A 21,850-nucleotide genomic window follows, 5' to 3' on the forward strand; every position below is an offset into this window, starting at 1 on the left:
AAACGCAGTCTGTACGACAGACCGGCGACGCAGTTAAGCTGATGCCAACTTTTGGAGTTTCTCGTTGATGCTGACCCTGGAAAACATTTTCGTGTTGATGCTGTTCGCCGTTGCCGGCGCGTGGCTTTGGCACAACCACGGCCTGCGTGAACGGGCGCTGGAGCGGGTCAAGCAGCATTGTGCGAATGTCGGCGTCGAACTGCTCGACGGCAACGTAGCGCTAAAGAAGATCGGTCTCATCAAGGATGCCAGTGGGCGTCGACGTCTGGCCCGGGTCTACAACTTCGAATTCACCGTGACCGGCGAAACCCGTCACAACGGCACCATCACCCAGTTCGGCCCGCACAGCGCGCAGATCGAACTGGCGCCCTACCCGGCACCGTTCGACGACACTCCGCCGGTGGTAGAAGTGGCCAGGCCGAGTGCGCAAGTGATCGAACTGAGTCAGTGGCGCCAGGAACACACCAAGTGGAAACCTTGACTCAGGCCGCTTGAACCCGACAACCGGCCAGTCCTGCCTGCAACTCATCAATCACCTGCGGCTGGTCGAATATCAACTCGATTCGAGTGTCCTTGCGCCACTCGCTGGGCTGCCAATCCAGTTTGGCGTTATCCAGGGCATTGGCTGATTCCCAGCCATCCTGGCTGTGGATAACCAGCTTCGCCCGGCGCCAGTCCCGGGATTCCAGCCACCGAGTGATGCGAATCACGTCAAACACCTGGCTTGGGTGCCAGCGCCAGCCTATGCTCCAACCGCCCTCCTGCGCCTGACTCAGGCAAATCGGCGAAGCCGGATCGCTCCAGACGGCCGGCATCTGCGCCAGCCCCTTGGGCACCATCAACTTATCCACACCCGCCTGCGCTTGAGCCGTCACACCCGGCAACTCGCTCAGGGGCAACGATGCCTGTTGCGTCCAGATCAGCCTGACCGGTGGCAACTGGCGAACGATCCGCTCCCGCGTGGATTCATCGAGATTTTCTGCTTTGTTCAATATCAGCAAACCGGCATTCGGGATCGCCTCCCGCTGCGCTGGCGGTAGCATCTTGTCCGCCGCCATGGCCTGGGCATCCAGCACCAGAACGCAGGGCCGAACGGCGAGAACGCCTTGCCATGGTGCCTCGCTCAGTTGTTGCAGCAACTGCGCCGGATGCCCTAATCCGGAGGGCTCGATGAACAGGCGATCCGGCTGAGCCTTGCGCAATAAACGTCCCAGCCCGATCTGAAACGGCGCACCGTTCACGCAACACAAACAGCCCCCGGCCACTTCGCCCAGTGCGATACCATCGGCGTCCCGGGTCAACAGCGCAGCGTCGAGGCCGATCTGGCCAAACTCGTTGATCAGCACCGCCCAGCGCTCGCCGGCCGGTCGCTGCGCCATGAGCTGGCGAATCAGGCTGGTCTTGCCGGCACCCAAGGGACCTGCAATGACGTGGGTGGGAATGTTCTGCAACATGATCAAGGTTTTCTGGAGGTCGGGAATGCGGTGGATGGGATGGTCGTTGCTGTTGGCGTTGGTGTCGGGCGAAGCGCTGGCCCAGGCCTGTGTGGTGCACAGCCAGGCAGAACGCCTCGACGTGAAGGTCTGCCAGCAGAACCGCAACATCCCGGAGAAACTGTTCAATGACGGCTTCTGCCAACCCACGCTGGCGGGGCAAAAGGTCGACGTGCAATACGTCGATCAATGTCCTGCCGGGGCGTTTGGCGTGTGCAGCAACGCGCAAGTCGCCAATATGCCTTATCGCCAGGATATCCACTATTACGGCGTGGCCACTGATTCGGCCTATTTGAAGCCGTACTGCGAAAGCCAGAGCCAGGGCAACTGGCTCAAGCCTTGAGGTGTCAGCCCAGCCAGTCGAGGGTCAACATCAGACGCCGTTCACCCGGCGCCGGTTGCGGTGAGCGATGGATCAATCCGAAACCTTCGTTACCGTGCCACTTCTCCCCTTTGAGCAACGCCACTTCGCCGCTGGCCAGTTGCTGAATCCGCGATTTTTCCTGCGGCTCGGCCAGTGGTTTTCCCAGTTGCTGGCGATCCATTTCCCCTTCCTTCAACCACTCGCTGCCGACGCCGGCGTAGGTGGTGATCAATCGCACGGGCACATGATCGACGTGAAATCGCGGGCACATCGCCTTGTCCAGTACACGCAACCGCAAGCCGATCCGCCGCGCGCCGAGCAGGCAGGCGAAGGCGCCGACCAGCCATTTCAGGTCGGCGATAAAACCTTCGTAGCCTTCCAGATCCCGGAATTCGCTGGCCAGCCCGGTCAGGTCTGGATCGACGTCCTCGTCATGTAGCTCCAGGCACAACGCTTCGGCGTAGGGCTCATTGAGTGACAGCAATAATTTCGCAAAATCGGCGACATGTAGCGGTAGCTGCCGCTGCCAGATGGCGAGGTTGATTTCATCTTCAAGAATGCTCGCCAGCGCTTGCGGGGTTGGGCCAAGGACTTGATCACGCGTCACGTTTTGCAGCGGTTTGAGGGCAAACATCATGCGGCCTCGTCATGCCAGGGGCCGAACGGATCGGCCAGCAATCGCCAGCCTTCGACACCGAGCGCCATCTCCGCATCGGTCAGCAGACAGTCGTCCAGAGCTGACTTGAGTTGTGCGAAATCGATGTTTTGGCCGATAAACACCAACTCCTGGCGGCAGTCTCCTACGCTCGCGGTCCAGTTTTCCATGATCGCAGCGGTGCTTTCCTGATCCTGTGGCCATTGATTCTTTGGCACGAAACGCCACCAGCGCCCGGCGAAACCGTGGCGCATCAAGCCTCCCGCCTGAGACCAACTGCCGGCATCCGTGGGTTTGCTCGCGAGCCAGAAGAACCCTTTTGATCGCAGCAGCTTGCCGTTCACCCAAGTCTGATTGATGAAGTCGAAAAAGCGCTGAGGATGAAAGGGGCGACGCGCGCGGTAGGCCGTGGAGGCGATACCGTATTCATCTATTTCCGGCACATGCTCGCCACGCAACTCCTGAAGCCAGCCCGGGGCCGTTGCAGCCCTGTCGAAATCGAACCGGTGAGTGTTGAGGATCTTCTCCAGCGGCACGTCGCCCATCACCATCGGGATGATCTCAGCGTTAGCGTTCAGCCGCTTGAGGATCGCCATCAGCTCTTCCCGCTCACTGCTGCTGATCAGATCGATCTTGCTGATCAACAGAACGTCGGCGAACTCGATCTGTTCGATCAACAGATCGGTGATCGAACGCTCATCTTCTTCACCGAGGATTTCGCCACGGGAAGCCAGGCTCTCGGCGGCCTGGAAATCAGGCAGGAAATTCAGGCCGTCGACTACAGTGACCATGGTGTCGAGGCGAGCGATGTCCGCGAGGCTCTGGCCCTGTTCGTCGCGGAAGGTGAAGGTCTCGGCAATCGGCAGGGGTTCGGAAATACCGGTGGATTCTATAAGCAGATAATCAAAGCGGCCTTCCCGGGCCAGTTTGGCGACTTCTTCCAGCAAGTCTTCGCGTAACGTACAGCAGATACAACCGTTGCTCATCTCCACGAGCTTTTCTTCTGCGCGGTTCAGGTCGACATCACGCTGGACTTCGCTGCCATCGATATTGATTTCGCTCATATCGTTGACTATGACAGCCACGCGCAGATCCTCTCTGTTACGTAGTACGTAATTCAAAAGTGTACTTTTTCCGGCGCCGAGAAAGCCGGACAAAACGGTCACGGGAAGCGGATTAGACATTGGATAAACCTCATCAGGCGGCGGCTGCAACACTGGAAATGCTCTTGGCGGCGTGCGTTCTTCGGCTTTAGCGAGTGACGCGGGCATAGGTAAGGCAAACCCGTGGAAAGCCGAAGTGATTTTAATGTTATAGTATAACAACAACAGCAATCCACATTCTTCTTGCCGAGAATGGCAAAGGACTGGAAGCTGCTAGCTCTTCCCCGTCGGGTCGCCTCATGAAAACTGCGCTGAAATGCTCACTCTTTGGTCTCGCCTTGCTGACCCTCGATGCATGGGGACAAGTTCCGGGACTCGCTACCTGCACGCGCAGCGCCAACCTGCTGGCGTGCGTCGATGCCAATGGCAATGCCTATAGCGTCAACACCGCCGGCAAGACGATTTACCTACGGGGTTTCGAGAAGATCGGCCAACGATATTGGGCGCAAACCAACAGCATTTACGGGCAGTTGACGTTCTTCACGGGGGTTGCTTCCGACGGCGAGGCCTGGGTCGGTTACAACCGCCGGGTGGGCTGGACAACAATCAACCGCTTCTCCAGCTCCGGCGGAAGTAACGGAAAGTTCACCTGCAGCCGACTCACGGGCTGCTAGACACGCACTTGTTGCTGCTCCTGCTGCCAAGCGATGTAGCTGTCAGCCGGCGGGTTTTTCTGGAAATAGCGCTGTAATCCCTCGAAAAGACCGTCAGCAACCGCTTGCTGATGGCGTGCCGTGACCAGTCGCTGACTGTCCCGCGCGTTGGAGATAAACCCGGTTTCCACGAGAATCGATGGCACATCGGGCGACTTCAACACCGCAAATCCCGCCTGTTCCACACGTTTTTGATGCAGGGTGGTGATACCCGCCAGGCTACCCAGTACCGTGCTGCCTAATTGCAAACTGGCGGCAATCGTGGCGTTCATCGACATATCGAGGATGACTCCGGCGAGCATCGGATCCTTGTCCTTGAGATTCAGCAGGCTGGTTGCACCGAGCAGATCCGCACCGTTTTCCCGTTGAGCCATGAAGCGCGCAGTGGCTGAAGTCGCGCCACCTTCAGACAAGCAATACACAGACGCCCCCGAAGCCGTGAGGCGCGGCGCGGCATCCGCGTGCACAGAAATGAACATGTCGGCCTTGTGCTGGCGGGCAATATCAACCCGCTTGCGCAGCGGCACGAAGAAATCGTCATTGCGCACAAGCTTTACATCGAAGCCCTTCTCCCGCTTCAAGCGACGCGCGAGCAGCTGGGAAATCGAAAGCACGACGTCTTTCTCACGCTCGCCTTTTGCACCGACTGCACCGGGATCTTTGCCGCCATGACCAGGGTCGACCACGACAATAATGTCTCGTTTTGGATGATTGGTTTTTCCCGGTGTTTCACGTGGAACGCTCGGGGCTGCGACTTTTGAAGCGCTCAAAAGATCCAGAACCAGGCGATGCCCCTGACCATCCTGAGGCGCCAGCAGGAAGGTATTGAGCTGAACCGGACCACTCAAATCCAGAACGATTCGGGTATCGCCCTTACCAAAATGCCCCGATCGGATGCTGCGAATAACCGTTTCGCTGAGCGCCAATTGACTGAAATCACCACTCAGGCTGGCACCACTCAGATCAATGATCAGGCGATCCGGCGCACTCAGCGTGAACGTTTTGTAGCTGACCGGCCCGCTCAAATCAAAGACCAGCCGAAGCTTGTCATCCGAACGCCAGAGGCGTGCATTGCGAATTTGTGTGGCGCTGACACTGAATGGAAAAGCCAACGCAGCGCTGGCCAACATCAGGTTAAGCAAATGGCGTCTGTGCATATGAAAGCCCGTTCATGAAAAAGGCATCGTGATTTGAATTGTTATAATGTAACATCAAATTCAATCAACACGATGGTACTGAACATGAATGCGCTGACGCTGCCGGATATCGCCGCGCAAGCCGCCCGACAAGCCTTGCCGCTTGATTGGGTGGGAATGCGTGGCATCGCTCTACCTGTCTTTATCGAAGGCCAACGCCTGGCAGCAAAAGCCGATGCAGGTGTCAGCCTCGATGACGGCGAAGCCCGTGGCATTCACATGTCACGGTTGTATTTGGCGCTGGAAAGGCTGGAACAAAAAAATCTCACCCCCGCACTTCTACACCAGGTTTTGCAGCGTTTTCTCGACAGCCATGAAGGCCTGGCCAACAGCGCCTATTTGGATATCCATACCGATTTGTTGCTCAGAAGGCCCGCATTGGTCAGCCCATTGGCAGGATGGAAAACTTATCCGGTGACTATTGCAGCCACGCTGAAAAACACAGTGTTCCACGTGGAACTGAAAATCGAGGTGGCCTATTCCTCGACATGCCCCTGCTCAGCCGCTCTGGCGAGGCAATTGATCCAGCAGCAATTCGTCGACGATTTCGCCAACAAGCCGTTGCAACATGCCGAAGTCCTGGCCTGGCTGGGCTCGACTCAGGGGATCGTCGCAACCCCACACAGCCAACGCAGCACCGCACAACTGCATCTGCACGTGGATGAATTTGTTGATGGTTTACCACTGACCTCGGCAATCAACGACGCCGAAGCTGCCCTGGGCACCGCGGTGCAAACTGCCGTGAAACGCGCCGACGAACAAGCCTTCGCCCTCGCCAACGGCCAGAACCTGATGTTCTGCGAAGACGCCGCTCGCCGCCTGAATCTGGCGTTGCGTCGTTCACCCGGCATCCGCGAGTTCCACCTGCGCGTGATCCATGCCGAAAGCCTCCACGCCCACGATGCAGTCGCTGAAAGTCACTGGCGACGGGAGACCGCATGATCCGCCTGCAGTCTCTGAGTTGGGGTGCCCCCGGCCAACCGCTCACGCCGCCGCTGAGCCTTCAACTGGAGAGCGGCAGCATGACCGCCATCATCGGCGTCAACGGCAGCGGTAAAAGCAGCCTGCTAAAAGTCATCGCCGGACTCCAAAGGCCTTTGGCCGGCGCCGTCGCATTGGGTGTTCCTCGCCAAAGCGGTTTGTCTTTCCTCCCCCAACAGCAGCACCTGGATCGACAGTTCCCGATCAGCCTTCAGGAACTGGTTGCCGCCGGTTTCTGGGGACGTCGACTGTCAACGCAATTACGAGCGCAACGCCTCACCCAGGCAATTGAAGATTGGCACTTGAGCGGCCTTGAACAGCGCCCGTTGATGGCACTCTCCGGCGGTGAACTGCAACGTGCCCTGCTCGCTCGCTTGAGCCTGACCGACACGCCGGTGCTCCTGCTAGACGAGCCCCATGCTGCACTGGATGAGTTCGGTCAGGCATTGCTCTGGCAACACCTCCACACCTGGCATGCGCAAGGCCGGACGCTGGTCATGGTGGGCCACGACCTCGCTGCTGTCCGCCAACACATTCCACAAACCCTGCTGATCAAAAACAGCGGCTGCGTGTTCGGCCCCAGTGTCGAACTGATTCAGCAAACACCCAACGTGCAGGTCGCCTGATGCTCAGCGCCACTCATTTCTGGCAACCATTTCTCGAGTTCGTGTTCATGCGCCGGGCACTGCTCGGCGGTTTGCTGCTGGCGTGCAGCACCGCTCCATTAGGCGTGTTCCTGATCCTGCGGCGCATGAGCCTGATCGGCGACGCCGTCGCCCACGGCATCCTTCCCGGTGCGGCGCTGGGCTTCTGGTTTGCCGGCCTGAGTCTCCCCGCGCTGACCCTGGGTGGCCTCGGCGCCGGTCTGAGCATGGCCGGACTCGCCGCATGGATCACTCGTCGTACCGGCCTGCGCGAAGACGCCAGCCTCGCGGCGATCTACCCGATCTCTCTGGCCAGCGGCGTGCTGATTCTGGGCATCGCCGGCAAACGGCTCGACCTGCTGCACTTGCTGTTCGGTTCGGCACTGGCGGTCGACGGTCCCACCCTGAACGGAATGTTGGGCGTTTCGCTGCTGAGCCTGATTGCCATGGCGCTGATCTACCGCCCGCTTCTGCTCGACACCCTCGATCCACTGTTTCTGCGCACCGTCAGCCGACTCGGTCCGATCGCCCACGGCGTGTTCCTGACGCTGGTGGTGCTCAACTTGGTCATCGGCTTCCAGGCCATCGGCGCGCTGATGGTGGTCGGACTGATGATGCTGCCCGCCGCCGCTTCACGCTTCTGGAGCCGGCGTCTGCCAATCCTGATCGCCATCGCCGCAGTCATCGGTTGCCTGTCGGTGTGGCTCGGCCTGTTGCTGTCGTTCTACTACTCGCTGCCCAGCGGTCCAGCCATCGTGCTGGTCGCAGGCATCGGTTACCTGTTGTCCGTGGTACTCGGGCCGGTTCACGGCCTGCTGCGCCGCCCGCCCTTGCTCACATCCCAATGAGGTGTTTCCCGATGCGCGCTCTACTTGTGTTGTTCAGCCTGATGCTGTCGATGTCATTGTCGGCGGCGGAAAAACTGCCGGTGGTCACCAGTTTCAGCATCCTTGCCGACATGGTGCATCAGGTCGGCGGCGAGCATATCCAGATCACCAACATGGTCGGGCCAGACGCCGATGCCCACACCTACGAACCGACGCCGGACGATGCCAAGGCACTTCTGAAAGCGAAACTGATCGTCAAGAACGGACTGGGTTTCGAGCCATGGCTGGACCGACTGGTGACTAGCACCGACACCAAAGCCACAGTCATCAGCGCCAGCCATGGAGTGATTCCCCGCTCGCTGGATGAGGACGGCGAAACCGTTCCCGACCCTCACGCCTGGCACAACCTGGCCAACACCGAGTTGTATGTCGCCAACATCACCAAGGCACTGATCGCCGCCGACCCGGCGAACAAGGCCGACTACCAACGCAACAGCAAGGCCTACCTGCAACAGATCCATGCCCTCCTCGCCGAAGCCAAGGCCAAGCTTGGTTCACTGCCGCCGGGCAATCGCAAGATCGTCACCAGCCACGATGCCTTCGGTTATCTGGGGCAAGCCTACGGAATCGACTTCATGGCACCGCAAGGCCTGTCCACCGAGCGTGAACCTTCTGCCGCCGAGGTCGCCGCGCTGATCACCCAGATCCGTCAGGACAAGGTCAAAGCTGTGTTCATGGAAAACATCAAGGACGCACGCCTGCTCAAACAGATTGCCGACGAAAGCGGCGCGCACATCGGTGGCACGCTGTACTCCGACGCCCTCGCCGCTTCGGGTCCGGCCAGCACGTTCACCGGCCTGTTCGAATACAACCTCAACACTCTTTACGACGCCCTGAGCCAACCATGATCCGCAAAAACCCTTCCGGCGATCTGCCGCAAATTGCCGAGTCTGCCTACGTCGATAAAACCGCAATCATCTGCGGCAAAGTGGTGATCGGCGAAAACGTATTCGTCGGCCCCTACGCGGTCATTCGTGCTGATGAAGTGGACGCCTCGGGCGAGATGGAGCCGATCACCATCGGCGCCAACTCGAACATCCAGGATGGTGTGGTGATTCACTCCAAGTCCGGCGCGGCGGTGACCATCGGCGAGTTCAGCTCCATCGCCCACCGCTCGATCGTGCATGGCCCGTGCAAGGTCGGCGACCGAGTGTTCATCGGCTTCAACAGCGTGCTGTTCAATTGTGTGGTGGGCAATGGTTGCGTGGTGCGACACAACTCGGTGGTCGATGGCCGGGATCTGCCGGATGCCTTCTACGTGCCCTCCACCACCCGCATCGGCCCCGGCACCGACCTCTCGCAATTCCCGCCGGTGAGCGTCAGCGCTTCGGAGTTTTCCGAAGACGTGGCACGCACCAACGTCGATCTGGTGCGCGGCTACAAGGCCCTGCAGAACGAGTTCTGAACCATGAACAGTGTGCTGATTCGCAATGCGCGCCTGGTTGATGACGGGCATGAGTTCTACGCCGATCTGCTGGTCAGCCACGGTCGCATCGTCAAGATCGGCCGCAGCATCTTCGGAGAAAACGCCACACTGGAAATCGACGCCAACGGCCAATGGCTGCTGCCTGGAATGATCGACGACCAGGTACATTTCCGTGAGCCGGGCTCGCCAGCAAAAGGCAGCATCTACACCGAATCCCGCGCAGCCGTGGCCGGTGGCATCACCAGTTTCATGGACATGCCCAACACCAACCCGGCCACCCTCACCCTCGAAGCGCTGGCCGACAAAAAACGTCGGGCAGCGATCAACTCGGTGGCCAACTACGGCTTTCACTTCGGCGTCAGTCACGACAACCTGGACACTGTCGCGGCGCTCAATCCAAGTGAAGTGGCCGGGGTCAAAGTGTTCATGGGGGCGTCGACCGGCAACCTGCTGGTTGATGACCCCAAAACACTGGAGCGATTGTTCGCCGAGGTGCCGACGATCCTGCTGGCCCATTGCGAACACACGCCGAGCATCGAGGCCAACACCGCCAGATTGCGCGAGCAGTTCGGTGAACATCTCCCTCCCGACGCCCATGCGCTGATCCGAAATGCCGAGGCTTGCTATCGTTCTTCTTCACTGGCGGTGGAACTCGCCAAACGCCATGGTACTCGCCTGCACGTGCTGCACCTGACCACCGCCCGGGAGCTGGAGCTGTTCGAAAACAAACCTCTGGCACACAAACGCATCACGGCGGAAGTCTGCCTGCATCACCTGCTGTTCGATGACCGCGACTACCCGGACCTCGGCAACCAGATCAAATGCAACCCCGCGATCAAAAGCCAGGCTGATCGCGATGCCCTGCGTCTGGCCTTGTCGAGCAATCGACTGGACGTGATCGGCAGCGATCACGCCCCGCATACCTGGGTGGAGAAACAGCTGTCATATGCCCAGGCACCGTCTGGTCTGCCACTGGTGCAACATGCGTTGCCGGCGTTGTTGGAGCTGGTGGCAGATGGCGTGCTGCCGATCACCACGCTGGTGGCGAAGACCAGTCACCGGGTGGCGGATCTGTTTGCCATTCCGGATCGCGGCTATTTGAGGGAGGGTTATTGGGCGGATCTGGTATTGATTCAGCCGGAGCCCGAGGGTGTCGCGGTATCACGACAACCGATTCTGTCGCAGTGCGGGTGGACGCCATTTGCCCGTCGCAGCTTTCGCCACCGCGTGAGTACGACGCTGGTGTCGGGACAGGTTGCGTGGCACGACAACCGGCTGCATGACGGATGCCAGGGATTACCGCTGCGATTCATGCGCTAAAAAAAAGCCCCCACAATATTGTGGGGGCGGTTCGATGTTCAGGCTCTTGGTTTGACGGTGCCGCAGTCCTGACCCAGCCACACGGCACGGGTTTCCAGACTGCCCTTCTGGTTGATCCCGATGGCATTGAACGTGCCGTTGGCAATGGTGGTGAACTCACGGTCGCTGACGAACGTAGCCACACCGTTGCCAGACGCTCGCGGGCAACTGAAACGGAATTTCCACTGGTTACCGTTGCGCTCGGTGATCTGCTGTTTGCACCCCGACTGCGGGTCAGCCAAGGGAATATCATTGGTCGCCACTTGCTGCGGCGTCAGGCAGGCACGAATACCCTTGCCACCGATGTTGATGCCTTGCTTCTCCAGCTGCGCCCGTTGTTGCGGGGTGATCTGGCCCTGAATCTGGCCGAGGATCGATTGCACGTCCATGGCCTGATCATCGACCTTCACATTGCTCGATGTCATTTCCCACAACCCCGACTGCAGCATTTGCGCCTGAGCCACCAACGGCAAGGCCAACCCCAGACCCAGCGCCAACCCCAGCAGACGAACGTTCATTGCAAAACTCCTGATCAGTAGTGGCCGTTAGACGCCGGCCGCTTGTTTCGGTTCATGGCCTGCTTTCATGGCTAAAAAGAAAATAGCGACAACCGCAAAGGAACATGGTCTGTTAAGCATTGAATCTTCAGGAGCAAGGTTGCCCCATGGATTATTTTGGACCGCATATCTTCGGTTATCTGATCGCGCTGATACATAGCCTGGGCACAATTGCCGCCATCCATGCGGTGCTGACCGTCCGCACGGCGCAAGGCGCGATCGCCTGGGCGCTGTCGCTGATCTTCATTCCCTATCTCACCCTCATCCCCTATCTGGTGTTCGGTCGAAGCACCTTCGACGGTTATATCAAGGCCCGACGTCAGGCCAACGAACAAATGCGCCAGGCCGTTTCCGAACTGAACTGGCGGCCCTGGGTAGAAGAAGCCCTGACCGCTCGCGCCTCCAATGCCTACGACTCATTGCGGGCGATGCCGAAGCTCGGCCGCATGCCGTGTCTGGCCAACAATGAAGTGCAATTGCTGATCAACGGCACCGCCACCTTCGAAGCGATTTTCCACGCAATCAGCCAGGCACGGGAAGCTGTGCTGATTCAGTTTTTCATCATCCACGACGATCGCCTCGGCCAGCGCCTGCACGAACTGCTGCTGAAGAAAGCCGCCGAAGGGGTCGCGATTCATCTGCTGTACGACCGCATTGGCAGCCATGCCCTGCCCCACAGCTACGTGCAGGCACTTCGCGATGGCGGGGTCGAGGTGAAGGCATTCGCCACCCGCAGCGGCTGGCTCAATCGCTTCCAGGTGAATTTTCGCAACCATCGCAAGATTGTCGTGGTCGACGGAATGACCGGCTTCGTTGGCGGGCACAACGTCGGCGACGAATACATGGGCGAAAAACCACCTCTGGCGCCATGGCGCGACACCCACGTTCAGGTGCGCGGGCCGGTGGTCGCCTGCATGCAGGAGTCATTTGCCGAAGACTGGTTCTGGGCTGCCCGTACACTGCCCCCGCTGATCCTGCCGGAGGTTTACCCGGAAGACGGCGTGCTCTGCCAGTTGCTCGCCAGCGGCCCGGCGGATGCCTACGAAACCTGCTCACTGTTTTTCGTCGAAGCCATCCATGCCGCGACTGAACGCGTGTGGATTACCAGCCCTTACTTCATCCCCGACGAAGCCGTTTTCGCTGCACTGCGCCTCGCCGTCCTGCGCGGTGTCGATGTGCGGTTGCTGCTGCCGTCGCGTCCTGATCACCGCATCGTCTACGCCGCATCGAGCCTTTATGCGTTCGAAGCGGTGCGCGCCGGGGTGCGGGTGTTCCGCTACGAACCGGGTTTCCTGCATCAGAAAGTGGTGTTGGTCGACAACGAAATCAGCGCCATCGGCAGCGCCAATCTGGACAACCGTTCTTTCCGGTTGAATTTCGAGGTGATGTTGCTGACGGTCGACAGCGAATTTGCCGGCCACGTGGAACAGATGCTCAACGAAGACTTCGCCCAAGCCTGTGAAATCGCCAAGGAAGAAGGCCGGGAAATCCACCGCCTGCAACAACTCGGCATGCGGATCGCCCGGCTGATTTCACCGATTCTCTAGCTCAAGGGTTGTAGATGTCGTCGCGGGTCCACGGCAGTTCATGGCTGCCATCGGCGTGGGCCTTCACCGCGAGGATCTGGTGCAGATTGATCCAGCCCCGGGCAAACGCGTAGGCGCATCCGGCCAGGTACAGACGCCAGATACGCAAAGCCTGATCTGGTACCAGCTTCGCGGCGGCTTCGAGATTGTCCTCCAGACGTTCGCTCCAGTGGTCCAGGGTGCGCGCGTAATGCAGACGCAGACTCTCGACATCGACGATCTCCAGACCGGCCTCGCTGATCTGGGCCGAGATCATCGCCAGGTGCGGCAGCTCGCCGTTGGGGAACACGTATTTCTCGATGAAGTCCCCGGCACCGCGTCCCACCGGACGGCCATCGGTGTGCTTGGCGGTGATGCCGTGGTTCATCACCAGACCGCCCTCCTTTACCGCGCCGAACAGTGTCTTGCAGTACTCGGCCAGGTTGGCGTGACCCACGTGTTCGAACATGCCGACGCTGACCACTTTGTCGAACCGACCGTCCTGCGGCAGATCGCGGTAATCGAGCAGTTGCAGTTCGATCTGGTCTTCCAGGCCTTCGGCTTTGACGCGCTCCCGAGCAAGGGCCAACTGCTCCTTGCTCAGGGTGATACCAAAAACTTTGGCACCGAACTCACGGGCGGCGTAACGCGCCAGGCCGCCCCAGCCGCAGCCGACATCCAGCAGGTAGTCGCCCGGTTGCAAACGCAGCTTGCGACACAGATGCCGGAATTTGGCCTGCTGGGCCTGTTCGAGGGATTCGCTGCCAGTTTCGAAATAGGCGCAGGAGTACGCCATGTCGCTGTCCAGCCATAGCTGGTAGAACGCGTTAGACAGGTCGTAGTGATAAGAGATGGCCTTGGCGTCGGTTTCCTTGTCGTGGAGCGTGCGCACTGGCTGACTGTCTTCGTCCTCATCAAGCAGCGCGGAGCTCAGCTCATCGCACACCCGGATGACCTCGCTGATCGAGCCCTCGAGTTCGAGTTTGCCCTCAACGAACGCCGCCCCCAGCGCGTCGAGACTTGGATGGGTCAACTGGGACACCATCAACGGGTCCTTGACCACGATGGTGACGCTGGGCATCGGGCCCAGATTGAATTCATGGCCGTCCCAGAGTCGCAGGCGAAGCGGAAGCTGCAGATTCTGTAAGGCCGGTGGAAGTTGCGCGAGCATGGAATATCCCCCTGGTTTCAGACGTCTGATCTGAGGGTAGACCATCCTTGAAAATTAGCAGGCTATCGATTCAATAGTCGCCGCCTATGAGCCGAAATGGCTTTAACGTCACTGATCTCCCTGCTTCAGTGCGCCTTCTCAAATGACTGCAAGAGAGGCGCACAGTTCGAAAAATGATCAGTTCTGTTCGTTGAGTTTCAGCAGCGGCTCCTGAAACCGCAGCAAGCGGCCAGCGTTGCCCAACACCAGCAACGTGCTGAGGTTGTGCAGCAGCGCCGCGATCATCGCCCCGGCAGCGCCCAGCCAGCCGAACGCGGCGAAGACGACGATGGCCAGCGTCCAGCCCAGACCGATGATCACGTTCACTTGAAGCGTGCGCCGGCATTGGCGACTCAGGCGCACACAAGTGCCGAGCCGGCGCAGGTCGCTGCCGATCAGCACGATGTCGGCGGACGCCAGCGCAATGTCCGCACCGCCCGCTCCCATCGCAACACCTACCACCCCGGCCTTGAGTGCCAGCGAATCGTTGATGCCGTCGCCGACCACCATCGGCCGGAAACCGTTGTCGATTTCCTTCAACACTCGATTGAGTTTGTCTTCAGGCAACGCCTGAGCTTCGACTTCATGCAGGCCGACATCACGCGCCAGGGTGTGCGCCACGCTCTGACGGTCGCCGGTCAGCAACAGTTGCCGACCGAGGCCCAGCTCGCGCAGTTCGCTCAAGGCGAATCGTGCTTCCGGTTTGACGCTGTCAGCCAGCAACAGCCAGGCGAGAAATTCACCATTCAAGGCTAGCCCGGCAATCGGGCCGTCGTGATCGGGAATCGATGTGGTCGGGATGCCCAGTTGCGCAAACAACTCTGGGCGACCGAGGGCCGCTTCACCCTGCTCGGTCTTGGCCACCACACCCAATCCTTGCCGTTCGTGAATGTCGGTCAGCACCAGCACGTTGTCCGCGTGGACCAGACCGGCCAGTGCTCGACTGACCGGGTGACTGCTCGCAGCACCAAGGCTGGCGGCCAGTGCCATCACCGAATCGTGATCCGCCTGCGCGCTGTTGATCGACTGCAAACGCAACGTGCCGTAAGTCAGAGTTCCGGTCTTGTCCACCACCAGCGAAGTAAGGTCGGCCAGTTCTTCGAGAAAAGCCGAACTGCGGATCAGAATCCCGTGACGCGCCGCAACCGCCACACCGGCAATCGCCGTGGCCGGTGCCGACAACACCAGTGCACACGGACAGGCTGCGACCAGCACCGCCAGCATCGCCTGCGCATCGTTGGTAACAAACCAGGTCACCGCCGCCAACAGCAACACCAGCACCATATAGCTGCCGGCATAACGTTCCAGCAGCCGGGTGATCGGTGGTTTGGAACGCTCGGCGTTCTGCATCAGGGCGATGACCTTGCCCAGGGTCGATTCATCGCCGGTGCGGGTCACCTCGATACGCAGCAGCCCATCGAGGTTGATCGCCCCGCCGAAAACCGTCATTCCGACGCCCGCCTCGACCGGCACCGACTCACCGGTGATCGAGGCGGTGTCGAGGCTGGCCTGACCGGACAACACGCGACCGTCCGCCGGGACCCGATCGCCGGCGCGGACTTCAACGGTGTCGCCGGCCTTGAGCGTGCCGTTATCGACTTCGATCACGGTGCCGTCTGCCTGGATTTTCCGTGCATGACTGCGAGTGAGCTGGCCCAGGGCATGAATCGCTTCCTGCGAGCCGATCACACTGCGTTCCTCCAGCACATGGCCGAAGATCATGATGATCGGCAACAGCGCGGCGGTCAGCAGATCACCAGTGGCCCAGGCACCGAGCATCGCCAATGCGATCAACTGGTCGGTGATGCCGTGCAGGCTCGGATAACGCAGGCTGAACCACGCCGAACGCATCACCGGCACCGCCACCAGCAAAGAAGCAAAACCCAACAGCAACTGACTGACCCCGGTTTGTTCCGGCATCAACCAGCGCCAGATCAGGCCAAGCCCGAGCAGGCCAAGGGCGAGCATCGCCAGGGTCAACTGGCGCGCAGCTCGACGTTGCTCGGCCGAGGACAACAGACTCGGTGCGGCGGTAGTGGCGGTCATTTACTGGCTCCCTGAATGATCAGGCGGGAATCGTCTTTCGGATCGACCGTGGTGACCGAACCGGCCTGGCCGAGAATCTTCGGTATCCGTTCGCGGTACAGGCGCAGCAGCATTTGCGGGTCGGTGCTCTGTTGCCGGGCCAGACTCAATACAGTGGCGGTATCGGCGGACGCTTTGGCCAGGCGTTCACCGGCCTGGGCATGGGCGACCTGTAAGGTGCGGTCGGCCTGTTCGTTGGCCGTCTGGGTGATTTTTTCAGCATCGGTGCGGGCATTGGCCACCGCTTTGTCAGCCTGTTGGCTGGCTGTCAGCACGGCATTGAACGCACCGACGGCCGGCTCGGGCAGACTTGATTGCACATCGACCCGCGCTACTTCGATACCGATGCCCTGCCCGCTTGCCTTCAATTCAGCCAAGCGACGATTGATGCCTTGCACCAGATCCCCGCGCAAGCGCTCGCGTCGTTCGGCGGCTTGATTGTCAGCGCCGATCAACTCCGGACGCGCCACCAGAATGGTGTCCAGATCCCGCGCCGCTGTCAGGGCCACCGCGCTGCGAGTCACCAATCGATCCAGCGCCGGCAACACATGGTCGCCTTGCAGCACGAAGTCATAGGGATCGGTGACCTTGTAAAACACCCGCACGTCCAGCTGCACCACACCGGCATCACCGGTGAGCAAATAGCCGGAACCGGCCAATGCATCGCTTATTGGCGTGGCGAATGTAGCGACGCGATCCGCCTGTATTGCAGCTGGACTGCGCAGCAAGTTTTCCACGCGACGTTCGATGACCCGATCTGCCGCCGGCAGCAAAACGACCTGTTCGAACGGCTGCGGCCAGGCCAATAACAACCCGGCATTCTGGATGCGATCCAGCGCACCGAAATGCATGACCACCGCACGATTTTGCGGATCGATCTGCCGCACATTGGAAAACGCCCAGGCCAACGCCGCCAGCACCGTCACTGCGTACAGGGCAAAAAATGCCAGACGTCCCGCCTGAATCCACGGACTGTTCAACGAATTTGTTCCACGTGGAACTTCACTCATGGCTGCGTTCCGGTCTTGCTGTCCAGATTCGGTGGGCCGTCCACCAGCACGCGGAATGGCGCGGCATCAGTGCGCAGGATCAACTTCGTATCTGGCGTGACGATAGTGCCGAGGGTGTCCAGTGAGCGCAGCAAGTTGTACAGCTGCGGCGATCCGGCATAAGCACGACCATAAATCTGTGCGGCTTCGACCCGCGATTGCGCCTCGATTTCCGCCGCTTTCACGGTCGCGTCAGCCTGCACAATTCGGGCATCACGCTCGGCGCCGGAGCGAATCTGCGCAGCTTCACGCTTGCCAATTGCAGTGCGTTCAGTGGCGATGGTTTCACGCTCGGCGCGCATCCGGTCAACCGTCGCGGTGAGAGTCACTGATGGCAAGGTCAACCGCTCGATGCCCACTTGCACCACGCGTACGCCGTAAGTGGCGAGCAATTGCTGATCAATCTGCTGACGCAACTGCGCTTCGAAGTCGGCGATGTGCACCTGATTGGCATCGGTGTTGACCAGATTAGCCAGGTCGAAACTGCTGGCGGTGGTCTCCAGCGCCGAGCCGACAAAGGTGCGAATCTGCCGCGCCGCTTCGTCCGGCTGATTCTGTACTGCGCGCATGAACCGTTGGACGTTGTCCGCATCGCCCTGCACCTGCCACGCGACATACGCCTGCACGATGATGCGCAAACCGTCACGGGTGCCGACGTCCTGCAAGCCACTCGATGTCGTACGCAAACGCAGGTCCACCGGGATTGCCGCTTCGAACGGCGCCGGCCAGCGCCAACTCAGACCGGGCTCCAGCAAAACCCGGGACGGGTTGCCGAAGCGGGTGATGACGGTGGCTTCACCGGAGCGCACCTGCACCAGGCTTGCCGCTGCGATGGCGAACGCCACGAGCAGCACCGCCCAGCCCATGCGTCGCCACGGGAAAGGCCCCGCCTCTTCCGGCGCCCCATGATGATGGTGATGATGCCCGTGATGGTGGTGGCCGCCATGAGCATGGTCGTGACCGCTGTGGTCATGGTGATCGTGAGTATGCGACTGGCTCAATGGGTGGCTCCTGGTTGAGCGGTGGTGCGCGCCGGCGTCGGGTCAGCCGGCAGCGTGAACGTACGCAGGTCGATGGTCGGCGCGTTGTTGCTGCCGCCCAGACGATGGTCGAGCACCAACAATTTGGCTTTGCCCAGCCCCTGACTGAGCTGGCTGAGGTATTGCTCCAGCACGAAGGCCTGGCCGGCGCTGGCGTAGGCCTTTTGCTCGGCGCTGAATTTCAGATCCGCCGCGCGGGCGGTCGAGCCGGTTTCGTGGGCATTGGCAGTGGCTTGGTCGCGAGCGAGGCTGGCCTGCAATTGCGCCTGATTGCTCGCTTCGGCCGCCGCCCCACGCTCGCGAGAGATCAACGCCTGGGCACCAATCTGCGCCGCCTGAACGCTGTGATAAGCATTGGCGGCACCCGCCGGCGGGTGAATCGCCTCGACCACAGTGGCAAGAATTTCCACACCACTGTCGAGTTTCTGCAGATCGCTTTGCACCGCGCGGCCGATCTCGTCAGCCAGTCCAACCCTGTCCTGCCCCAGCAAACCGTCAAGGGTGCGCGATGCGAAATCGTGGACCAGAATCCGGCTCGCGGTGCTGCGAATCAGCGTCGGTACATCCGCGCTGTTATACGTCGCGGCCAACGCCGCCTGATCGCTGAGGCCGATGCGGTAGACGAAACGCACGTCCATATTGACGATCTGGAAGCTCTGTTGCTCGCCACGGCTGCTGGCGATGACCTGGGATTTATCGTTGACGTGGCTGGCATCCCACAAGCGGTTGGCGGTGATCGGGGCCGGACCTTCCGCCGGATCCGGCAGCACGGGTACCGGATTTTCGCCGACGCTGGTCGCCAGTTCGTGCACCACGCCGTTCTCCACGCTCAACAACCGGCCCAACGGCCAGGGCAGGCCGGCATGCAAACCGGGGCCGAACACCTGCACCGGTTTGCCGAAGCGCTCATAGATCCCACGGCTTTGCAGCGGGACTTCATGAATGCCGGTGAGCAACCAGCCCACCGTCGCCACCAGCACCAATACCGGCAAGAATGCGCGGCGCATGTAACTGAAGGCCCAGATCTGCCGCAGATCGATACCGAAGCGGTTGTGCAATTCGTGCTGCAAGACGAGCAGCGGTTGCGGTGGCCAGCGCAGCAGATCGGCGACGAAACTGCGGGCCAGCGGCACCGGTTCAAGTTGTTCGCGGCGCGGACTGAACAACGACAACACGGCACGCAGCAGCAACTCCGCCGCGACCAGCCCCGGCAGGATGCCGATCAGCACCGCCAGCCGCACGGGCCACACCGAATTCTCGCTGGCAAACAGCAAGCACAACGCGCCCAGCACCAGGCTGATGATGGTCACGCGCGTTAGTTGCGCCAGCGCGCCGGCCTCGGGCCATTGCGCCGGGTTTTCCTGAGCCAGTTGCCGCTCCAGCACCAGCAGACCGAACGCCAGCAGCAGCGCAATCGCCGCGCTGACGGAAGCGGACAAGCCCACGGCAGTCGGTTGCAGCGTGAGATTCCACACCTGCTCGATGCCAAGCAACGCCAGCAGCGCCAGAGCGCCCAGCCACAATGTCGCTGCACCGATCTGCCCCAGTACATGCAGGCTGCGGCGGCTCAGCCGATCCAGCAGTCGCTCGTACCAGCCATCCGGCCCGGGCGTTTCTTCCTCGACGGTAACCGGCACCACCGGGTTGATCACCCGCGCCCGCCAATCGGCCACCCACCACGCCGATTGCAGCCCGGCGACCAGCACCAGCAACGCCGCGCTCTGATTGACCAACAGCGCCGGCCACAACGATTGCGAGGCGAACAGGCCAACAAAAAACGCCAGCACCACTTCGGCCACGGCCAACCCGCCAAGTCCAATGGCCAACCGGCGCAATCGGCGACTCTGGGCCGCCGCCTGCTGAAAGCGCGGCAAACCGGTCACTTGCGTGCCATCAACGTCCAGATCGACTTGCATATCCCCCCAAAACCCTTGGCTCACTGCACAACTCGTTACGATATAACGAAATCCGTGAAATATTTGTACTCAATTTCACATTCAAAGATGCCCAACCTGTCGCGTTCCTGAAGCCTTGACCGAAATGTCCGGAAACGCACATATTACGTACGTAATTTTTAGCGATCCGCATTCTTCAGCCAGGAGTAAGCGCATGAGCAACTATGACGTAGTGATTCTGGGCGGTGGGCCCGGCGGTTATAACGCAGCGATCCGCGCCGGCCAGTTGGGCCTGAAGGCCGCGTGTGTGGAAGGCCGTGCCACGCTGGGCGGCACCTGCCTCAACGTCGGTTGCATGCCGTCCAAGGCGTTGTTGCACGCGTCCGAACTGTACGACGCGGCGATGGGGACGGAGTTCGCCAACCTCGGCATCGAGGTCAAACCGACGCTCAACCTCGCGCAAATGATGAAACAGAAGGACGACAGCGTCACCGGCCTGACCAAAGGCATCGAATTCCTGTTCCGCAAGAACAAGGTCGACTGGATCAAGGGCTGGGGCCACATCGACGGTCCCGGCAAAGTCAGCGTGACCGGCGATCAGGGCAGCCGGATCGAACTGACCGCTACCGACATCGTCATCGCCACGGGTTCCGAGCCCACTCCCCTGCCCGGCGTGGCGATCGACAACCAGCGCATTCTTGACTCCACCGGCGCGTTGTCCTTGAGCGAAGTGCCCAAACATCTGGTGGTGATCGGTGCCGGCGTCATCGGCCTGGAACTGGGATCGGTCTGGCGGCGGCTCGGCGCGCAGGTGACGGTGGTGGAATACCTCGACCGCATCTGCCCCGGCGTGGACGGCGAAGCCGGCAAGACTTTGCAACGTTCACTGAGCAAACAGGGCATCACCTTCAAACTGAGTTCAAAAGTCACCAGCGCCACGTCCTCGGCCAGCGGCGTACAACTGACCATCGAACCGGCAGCCGGCGGCGCCGCCGAACGGCTGGAAGCCGATTACGTGCTGGTCGCCATCGGCCGTCGCCCTTACACCCAGGGTCTGGGGCTGGAGAACGTCGGCCTGAGCACCGACAAACGCGGCATGCTCACCAACAAACACCATCGCACCGAGGCTCCTGGCGTCTGGGTGATCGGCGATGTCACGTCAGGGCCGATGCTGGCGCACAAGGCTGAAGACGAAGCCATGGCCTGCATCGAGCAGATCGTCGGCAAGGCGGGCGAGGTCAACTACGACCTGATCCCCAACGTGATCTACACCCGACCGGAACTGGCCAGCGTCGGCAAGACCGAGGAGCAGCTCAAGGCCGAAGGCCGGGCCTACAAGGTCGGCAAATTCCCGTTCACTGCCAACAGCCGGGCGAAGATCAATCACGAAACCGAAGGCTTTGCCAAAGTCCTCGCCGACGCGCACACCGACGAAGTCCTCGGCGTGCATCTGGTCGGCCCGAGCGTCAGTGAGATGATCGGTGAGTATTGCGTGGCCATGGAGTTCAGCGCATCGGCCGAGGATATTGCCCTGACCTGCCACCCCCACCCGACCCGTTCCGAGGCGCTGCGTCAGGCGGCCATGAATGTCGAAGGCATGGCGACGCAGATGTAAGCACTTCGCGCAG

The 21,850-nt window shown here is 60.7% G+C and carries 21 protein-coding genes; 11 read left to right on the forward strand and 10 right to left on the reverse strand.

All coding sequences use genetic code 11. The features are described 5' to 3' along the window. The first annotated feature begins 67 nt into the window (after positions 1 to 67). On the forward strand, positions 68 to 481 hold the full coding sequence (locus tag ACSPX5_RS23510) for a DUF3301 domain-containing protein (protein ID WP_169432531.1): 414 nt from the start codon (positions 68 to 70) through the stop codon (positions 479 to 481). 1 nt (position 482) lies between these two features. Here the strand turns inward: ACSPX5_RS23510 and ACSPX5_RS23515 are convergent, their stop codons facing one another. Then, positions 483 to 1,454 (reverse strand): CobW family GTP-binding protein, encoded by a 972-nt coding sequence (locus ACSPX5_RS23515; protein ID WP_439820350.1) that lies wholly within the window; start codon positions 1,452 to 1,454, stop codon positions 483 to 485. Positions 1,455 to 1,479: 25 nt separating this feature from the next. Here ACSPX5_RS23515 and ACSPX5_RS23520 point away from each other — a divergent pair, with 25 nt between their 5' ends. Beyond that, entirely contained in the window at positions 1,480 to 1,836 is a 357-nt protein-coding gene (locus tag ACSPX5_RS23520) for an NADH:ubiquinone oxidoreductase (RefSeq protein ID WP_207865376.1), read from the forward strand. Between the two features lie 4 nt (positions 1,837 to 1,840). Here the strand turns inward: ACSPX5_RS23520 and ACSPX5_RS23525 are convergent, their stop codons facing one another. Next, a complete protein-coding gene (locus ACSPX5_RS23525; RefSeq protein WP_207865375.1) occupies positions 1,841 to 2,491 on the reverse strand; it encodes a DUF1826 domain-containing protein in 651 nt (216 codons plus the stop codon). Beyond that, the gene (gene zigA, locus ACSPX5_RS23530; RefSeq protein WP_439822051.1) at positions 2,491 to 3,696 is read right to left on the reverse strand and encodes a zinc metallochaperone GTPase ZigA; all 1,206 of its coding nucleotides are present in this window, start codon (positions 3,694 to 3,696) and stop codon (positions 2,491 to 2,493) included. The genes ACSPX5_RS23525 and zigA overlap by 1 nt, the downstream gene beginning before the upstream one ends. Positions 3,697 to 3,914: 218 nt before the next feature. Here zigA and ACSPX5_RS23535 point away from each other — a divergent pair, with 218 nt between their 5' ends. Continuing rightward, positions 3,915 to 4,289, forward strand: a complete 375-nt coding sequence (locus tag ACSPX5_RS23535; protein WP_439820351.1) for a glutamine synthetase — start codon at positions 3,915 to 3,917, stop codon at positions 4,287 to 4,289. Here the strand turns inward: ACSPX5_RS23535 and ACSPX5_RS23540 are convergent. After that, entirely contained in the window at positions 4,286 to 5,485 is a 1,200-nt protein-coding gene (locus tag ACSPX5_RS23540; protein ID WP_169432535.1) for an N-acetylmuramoyl-L-alanine amidase, read from the reverse strand. The two genes, ACSPX5_RS23535 and ACSPX5_RS23540, sit on opposite strands and share 4 nt — an antisense overlap. Before the next feature lie 84 nt (positions 5,486 to 5,569). On the opposite strand from ACSPX5_RS23540, the gene folE2 reads away from it, so the two are divergent. Genes folE2 through ACSPX5_RS23570 form a run of 6 tightly spaced genes read left to right on the forward strand, consistent with a single transcriptional unit; the run spans position 5,570 to position 10,782 of the window. Beyond that, positions 5,570 to 6,466, forward strand: a complete 897-nt coding sequence (folE2, locus tag ACSPX5_RS23545; RefSeq protein WP_439820352.1) for a GTP cyclohydrolase FolE2 — start codon at positions 5,570 to 5,572, stop codon at positions 6,464 to 6,466. Next, positions 6,463 to 7,131 carry a metal ABC transporter ATP-binding protein gene (locus ACSPX5_RS23550; RefSeq protein ID WP_439820353.1) on the forward strand — a complete coding sequence of 223 codons (669 nt, stop codon included), beginning with the start codon at positions 6,463 to 6,465 and terminating at the stop codon, positions 7,129 to 7,131. The genes folE2 and ACSPX5_RS23550 overlap by 4 nt, the downstream gene beginning before the upstream one ends. Further along, entirely contained in the window at positions 7,131 to 7,997 is an 867-nt protein-coding gene (locus ACSPX5_RS23555; RefSeq protein WP_439820354.1) for a metal ABC transporter permease, read from the forward strand. Before ACSPX5_RS23550 ends, ACSPX5_RS23555 begins: the two co-directional genes overlap by 1 nt. An 11-nt stretch (positions 7,998 to 8,008) precedes the next feature. Continuing rightward, positions 8,009 to 8,884, forward strand: coding sequence for a metal ABC transporter substrate-binding protein (locus tag ACSPX5_RS23560; protein WP_439820355.1), 876 nt, complete (start codon positions 8,009 to 8,011; stop codon positions 8,882 to 8,884). Continuing rightward, a complete protein-coding gene (locus ACSPX5_RS23565) occupies positions 8,881 to 9,441 on the forward strand; it encodes a gamma carbonic anhydrase family protein (RefSeq protein WP_085731299.1) in 561 nt (186 codons plus the stop codon). Before ACSPX5_RS23560 ends, ACSPX5_RS23565 begins: the two co-directional genes overlap by 4 nt. Before the next feature lie 3 nt (positions 9,442 to 9,444). Continuing rightward, positions 9,445 to 10,782, forward strand: a complete 1,338-nt coding sequence (locus ACSPX5_RS23570) for a dihydroorotase (RefSeq protein ID WP_439820356.1) — start codon at positions 9,445 to 9,447, stop codon at positions 10,780 to 10,782. A gap of 38 nt (positions 10,783 to 10,820) precedes the next feature. On the opposite strand, the gene ACSPX5_RS23575 is transcribed toward ACSPX5_RS23570, so the two are convergent. Beyond that, positions 10,821 to 11,339, reverse strand: coding sequence for a DUF3617 domain-containing protein (locus tag ACSPX5_RS23575; protein ID WP_439820357.1), 519 nt, complete (start codon positions 11,337 to 11,339; stop codon positions 10,821 to 10,823). A 146-nt stretch (positions 11,340 to 11,485) separates the two neighbouring features. On the opposite strand from ACSPX5_RS23575, the gene cls reads away from it, so the two are divergent. After that, positions 11,486 to 12,925 carry a cardiolipin synthase gene (gene cls / locus ACSPX5_RS23580; protein ID WP_439820358.1) on the forward strand — a complete coding sequence of 480 codons (1,440 nt, stop codon included), beginning with the start codon at positions 11,486 to 11,488 and terminating at the stop codon, positions 12,923 to 12,925. Position 12,926: 1 nt separating this feature from the next. On the opposite strand, the gene cfaB is transcribed toward cls, so the two are convergent. The 5 genes from cfaB to hflK (ACSPX5_RS23605) form a co-directional block, all read right to left on the reverse strand. Beyond that, positions 12,927 to 14,114, reverse strand: a complete 1,188-nt coding sequence (gene cfaB, locus ACSPX5_RS23585) for a C17 cyclopropane fatty acid synthase CfaB (protein WP_439820359.1) — start codon at positions 14,112 to 14,114, stop codon at positions 12,927 to 12,929. Positions 14,115 to 14,291: 177 nt separating this feature from the next. After that, complete coding sequence (locus ACSPX5_RS23590; protein ID WP_439820360.1) at positions 14,292 to 16,199, reverse strand: heavy metal translocating P-type ATPase; 1,908 nt, start codon at positions 16,197 to 16,199, stop codon at positions 14,292 to 14,294. After that, entirely contained in the window at positions 16,196 to 17,248 is a 1,053-nt protein-coding gene (gene hflK, locus ACSPX5_RS23595; RefSeq protein WP_439820361.1) for a protease modulator HflK, read from the reverse strand. Before hflK (ACSPX5_RS23595) ends, ACSPX5_RS23590 begins: the two co-directional genes overlap by 4 nt. Next, positions 17,245 to 18,288, reverse strand: coding sequence for a protease modulator HflC (gene hflC, locus ACSPX5_RS23600; protein WP_207865366.1), 1,044 nt, complete (start codon positions 18,286 to 18,288; stop codon positions 17,245 to 17,247). Before hflC ends, hflK (ACSPX5_RS23595) begins: the two co-directional genes overlap by 4 nt. Beyond that, positions 18,285 to 20,243 carry a protease modulator HflK gene (hflK, locus tag ACSPX5_RS23605; RefSeq protein ID WP_439822052.1) on the reverse strand — a complete coding sequence of 653 codons (1,959 nt, stop codon included), beginning with the start codon at positions 20,241 to 20,243 and terminating at the stop codon, positions 18,285 to 18,287. The genes hflC and hflK (ACSPX5_RS23605) overlap by 4 nt, the downstream gene beginning before the upstream one ends. Before the next feature lie 193 nt (positions 20,244 to 20,436). On the opposite strand from hflK (ACSPX5_RS23605), the gene lpdA reads away from it, so the two are divergent. Then, the gene (gene lpdA, locus ACSPX5_RS23610) at positions 20,437 to 21,837 is read left to right on the forward strand and encodes a dihydrolipoyl dehydrogenase (RefSeq protein ID WP_439820362.1); all 1,401 of its coding nucleotides are present in this window, start codon (positions 20,437 to 20,439) and stop codon (positions 21,835 to 21,837) included. Positions 21,838 to 21,850: the final 13 nt, after the last annotated feature.

Source organism: Pseudomonas sp. HLG18, assembly GCF_051903985.1.
Lineage (GTDB): Bacteria > Pseudomonadota > Gammaproteobacteria > Pseudomonadales > Pseudomonadaceae > Aquipseudomonas > Aquipseudomonas fluorescens_BT.